2 protein-coding genes are annotated in these 4,806 nt (G+C 65.0%); both read right to left on the minus strand.

Features of this window, described 5'->3' with window-relative positions:
• On the minus strand, positions 1 to 2,928 hold a 2,928-nt coding region (locus DM373_RS28040; protein WP_167409883.1), incomplete at its 3' end, for a DUF6531 domain-containing protein.
• Positions 2,925 to 4,806 (minus strand): DUF2345 domain-containing protein (locus DM373_RS28045; RefSeq protein WP_157966903.1); only part of this gene is annotated, 1,882 nt, incomplete at its 5' end. The genes DM373_RS28040 and DM373_RS28045, both read right to left, overlap by 4 nt.

The raw sequence follows: 4,806 nt of genomic DNA on the forward strand, positions 1-4,806 counted from the left end.
GTTGCCCGCCTCGTCGTGGAACCACTGCAGTTTGCTGGCCGCGTTGATCGCCTGGATCAGGTTGCCATTGCGGTCGTAGGCGAAGGTCTCTTCCTGACGCTGGTCGCCCTGGCTGGCGACTCGGGACGTGATACGGCCCACGGCATCGTAGGTGATCTCGATCCGACGTTGGCCGACCTGGGTGCTGGTCAGGCGACCACTGTCCGGATCGTACTGGTAGCGAGTAGTCAGACCATCGAAACCCTTCTCTTCCAGCAAGCGGTCCAAGGGGTCATAGAGGAAACTGATCTTGCTTTCGTTCTGGTTCTCCAGCCCGATCAAGCGCCCGAGCTTGTCCCAGCGATAACGCAAGGTGCGCTCATCGGCATCCACCCGCTCAGCCAGCATGCCAGCGGCGTTGTAGGCCCAGGTGGTGCAGCGGTCCAACGCATCGACGTGGGCCAGCAGACGGCCTTCGGCGTCGCGCTCGAAACGCTCTTCGGTATTGTCCGGATGAGTGACTTTGGCCAACTGGCCGGCCTTATGCTCGAAAGCCGTCTTGTTGCCGGCGGCATCGATGAACGACACCAAGTGACCCAGGTCGTCGTATACCCACTCACTGGTCTTGCCCGAACAATCGGTGTACTCGGTCAGCTGATCCGCCGCGTTGTACGCCAGTTTTTTCTCATTGCCGTTGGCGTCCTTGATCGCCTTAACCAGCCCGGAAGGCGTGTAGGCAAACTCGGTCTTGTTGCCCAGCGGGTCGGTGGTCTCGACCAAGTTGCCCTTCTGGTCGTAGTCCCGCAGCCACAGGCCGCCCTCGGCGTCGCAGATCTTGATCAGGTTGCGGCGGCCGTCGTAGGCAAAATGCGTCTGGCTGTGGTCAGGGCGAATATGGCGAATGACGCTGCCTTGCTCGTCGTAGTCATAGCGGTCTTCGCTGCCATCCGGGTGGACGTGGCGCAGCAGCTTCTTGCGTTCATCGCGGAACAGCCATTCCGAACGCTCATCCGGATAACGGATGCGATACAGGTAGCCGAGGATGTCGTAGTAGTACCAAGTCTCCTGACCGTGGGCGTCGGTGACGTAGGTAAGGCGAATGTTCTCGTCCCACTCCAGCTTCGTGTCGAAGCTGCCATCGTCGGCCCACTCGCGAATGGCCTTGGCGTCGAAGGCACTGCCATCCCATTGCAGGTTCATGCCGCGACCGGTGCGGTCGGTATACCGGGTCACCAGGTGATTCTGGTACTGGTAGTGCCAGGCCGCGCCGTTCTCGTCCTGGGCGGCAGTCAGATCGCCCTGGTCATCGTAGTGGTAGGCGCACAGCTGACGCAGTGGCTGGCCGTCGCGCATTTCCCACAGGCCGGAGATATGCCCGTGGTCGTCGATCAGCGTACCGAGATGGCACAGCACATCCTTCACGTCACCCTGGAAGGTGATGATGTCCGACAGCACCGGGCGACCCTCGTGGCGGTGCTCGTAGTGCAACATGCAACCGGCACCGTTGTTGAACGTGATCTTCTGCAGGTAATACCGATCGCCGACGCGCAGGTAGTATTCCTTGCGGTCGAAGCCACGGCAGATCACCAGCTCGTTTTCACGGCTGCGGATCAGCAGCAGGTCTTCGATGGCGTTGAACTGTGACTGCTCCACTTTGGGCAGCTCGAAGGCATGGCTGCGACCATCGAAGTCGTGGAACAGGATGCCCTTGTCGACTACATCGATGCGCGTGGTGAACTCGGTGATCCAACGCGCGCCAAGGTTGCCCTGGTCGTATTCGGCCAGGCGCGAGTGATAGATGCGCTGCCATTCGATCGGGAATGGGCCTGCCAGGCTGAAGTCGGTATGAACGATGAATTCGGAACCGAGCGCGAAACTGATGCTGCGCGGCGTGAATGCCATCGTTTCTTCCGGGCAGCCTCTTTTCACCGGGCTGGAGGCCCCTTCGGCCTTCGCTTGCGACCCACTGACCGCCAACTCCCCCTTGCCCTTCTCCCGCTCCACCTGCGTGGTAGTCCCCGGCTTGCTCACCCCCGGCTGGCCGTTCTTGTTGCGCTTGCGGAACCCCTTCACCGCCCCGCCCAGCACGTTGAGCATCCAACCGATGCTCATCTGCGTGCCCGGGTCGGCAAGCTTGTTCAGCTGCCGGGCCATCTCCGGGCCCAGGGCGCGCAGCTGGCCGGTGTTGGCCAGCACCTTGGTCTTGATTTCGTCCGGCAGCAGCTTGCTCGTCGCGCTGTTGGCCAGGCCCTTGCCGGCAGCCTTGTAGGCGCTGTGCACCGCGCCTAAGAAGTTGCTGAAGGCGGCCTTTGGATCGTTGAGCAGCTTGTCGGCGGCGGCAGACGCCTGTTTGCCCGCCTTCGACATGTCGCCCTTGGCGTCCAACTGGCTCAGGGCAACCTTCTCCAGCCCCGTGGCGATCTCACTGGTCATCTTGGTGCCGAGCGCGCCGGCGTCGGCGAGGATGCCCGCGAGCTTCGGCTGGGCCTGCTTGACGAAGTCGTCGATGGTGCCGGCGATGGTGGCGTTGAGGTGGCCGATCAGGACGGTGATCAGCGAGTCGCCCAGCAGCATCTTGGCGCTGTTGCGCAGCTCCTGGCGCACCAGGAACAGGGTCGGGCGCAGGCTCATGCGCGCCGCGGCCATGGTCGGCGGCGCCGGCAGCACGCCGATCAGGTTGATGCCCAGGCTCACCCAGTCGAGCAACTGGCGGTTCTTGCTCTTGACCAGGGTGACCACGTCGCCCAGGGCGTCGACCAGGGCCATGATGTTGCCCACCACCGGCAAGGCGCCGGCCACGGTCTTGATCCGTTCGAGGGTGACGTAGCCACCGCTGACCGATTGCAGCCAGGCGTCGAAGGCGGCGGCGCCACGGCCGACGTCCTTGGCATCGATGGTGTTGAGGGGGGCGACGGCGACCTGCGGTTCGCGCTGCTTGGCGTCGGTCATGCCAGCACCTCACTGCTCAGGCTTTTCGCCGGGTTGAGCGGTGGGGTGAGCGTGGGCAGGCTCGGCAGCTGGCGGGCCGCGTTGGCGGCCTTGAGCGCCGGCGCCGCGCCGGGCACAACATTGCTGGCCAACTGGGCCATGGCGCCGGTGTCGCCGCCGACGGCGGCCTTGACCTGCTGCACCTTCTGAAGCGCGGCCTGGCCGCTTTTCGCCAGTTGCATGCCAGTGCCGGCCAGGGCCTTGCCCTGCTCCAGCATCCCCGTGCCACCGGGGCCCATCATCGCTTTACCTTGTGCCATCGCGTTCTGTACCAATCCCTTGCCCTTGCCCTTGTCCATGCCTTGCTGTGCCAGTGCCAGGCCCTTGCCCAGCAGGCCGTCGGCGCCCTTGCCGGCGCTCAGCACCTCGCCGACCACGGCCTGCTGGCCGGGGGCGATGTCGTTGAAGTCGGTCTTCGCCGGCCAGACGCCAGCACCGAAGTGGCTGCCGTCGGCCCAGGTGTCGGCCGGGTCCAGGCCGAAGTCGACCCACAACGGGCCGGCGGCGGCGCCGCTGGCCATGTTGAAACCCTGGCCGTCGAGCTTGCCCTTGATCGACTTGCCCAAGGCATCGATCACGTCGTAGTCGCCGGTCTTCACGCCCTTGCTGTTGGCGTACTGGTACAACAGCTCGAGGTTGCCCTTGCCCGGTTTGGGCGGCTCGGGGAAGGTGCCGGCCTTGCTCGCCGCGCCGATATGGGCGAACTGCGCGGCCTTGGCGGTGTAGTTGGCGCTGGTGACGTGGGTGATGCCGCCGGCGTTGTAAGTCGTGCCGCTGCCGCCGCCCTGCAGCACCAATTCGGTCTTGGCGGTGAGCACGATACGGTCGGCATTGGCGGTGACGTCGAGCTTGGCCAGCAGGTTGATGTTGTCCTTCAAGGCGCGGATGTCGATGTCGCCGGAGGCCGACACCAGCTTCCAGCCCAGGCTCTGCACGAACAGGCGCATGCCTTGGCTGGCGCTGGCCAACAGGCGTTTGCCGGCGGTCAGGCTGGTGTGGCCGGTGCTGCTCAGGGCCAGGTGCTCGCCGGTGGTGATGTGGTTGGGGCCCGGGGTGGTCAGGGCGATACCGGCAGGGCTGGAGAGCACCAGGTGCGGCTGGGCGAACTCGGGGAATTCGTTGGCGCTCTGGTTGACCGGGCCGCTGCCGAGGATGCCCTGATGCTGCTCGTGCAGGCGCTTGGCGACGTCGTCCTGGTCGCCAGGCTCCTGGGCCTGCATCTGCTTGGCCAGTTCGGCGAGGCTGTCCTGCTGGTCGCTGGCGGTGGCCAGGCGTTCGGCGGTTTCGGGCAGGTCCTTGTGGTGCTTGGCTTCGTTGGCGCGGGGCTCGGTGGTGAGCAACAAACCGCCCGCAGCGCGGATGGCGCCGTGGCGGTCTGTGCGCAGCTCGAAACCTTCACCGCGCGGGGCGCCGCCGCTCGGTCTTGGGTGAGTGAGGTAGCCGAGGTTCAGCGCACTGGCGCCGTGGTCGCTGCGCAGGCCGATGCTGATTTCGCTGGTGGTGTCGTCGATGCGCAGTTCGTTGCCGCGGCTGCCCTTGTATTCCTTGCTCTTGATGGTGGCCAGGGTCTTGAGGTCGGGCAGCTTGTAGTGCGGCATGTTCACGCCGTGGTACAGGCAGCCGGTCACCAGCGGTTGGTCGGGGTCCCCTTCAAGGAAACTGACCAGTACCTCCATGCCGATGCGCGGCAGTTGCAGCCCGGCGATGCCCTGCCCGGCCCAACTGCTGGCCACGCGCATCCACACGCTGGACTTGTCATCGGCTTGGCCTTCGCGGTCCCAGAAGAACTGCACCTTGATGCGGCCGAACTCGTCGCAGTAGATCTCTTCCCCAGCGGGA

This window comes from Pseudomonas sichuanensis (assembly GCF_003231305.1).
Taxonomy (GTDB): Bacteria; Pseudomonadota; Gammaproteobacteria; order Pseudomonadales; family Pseudomonadaceae; genus Aquipseudomonas; species Aquipseudomonas sichuanensis.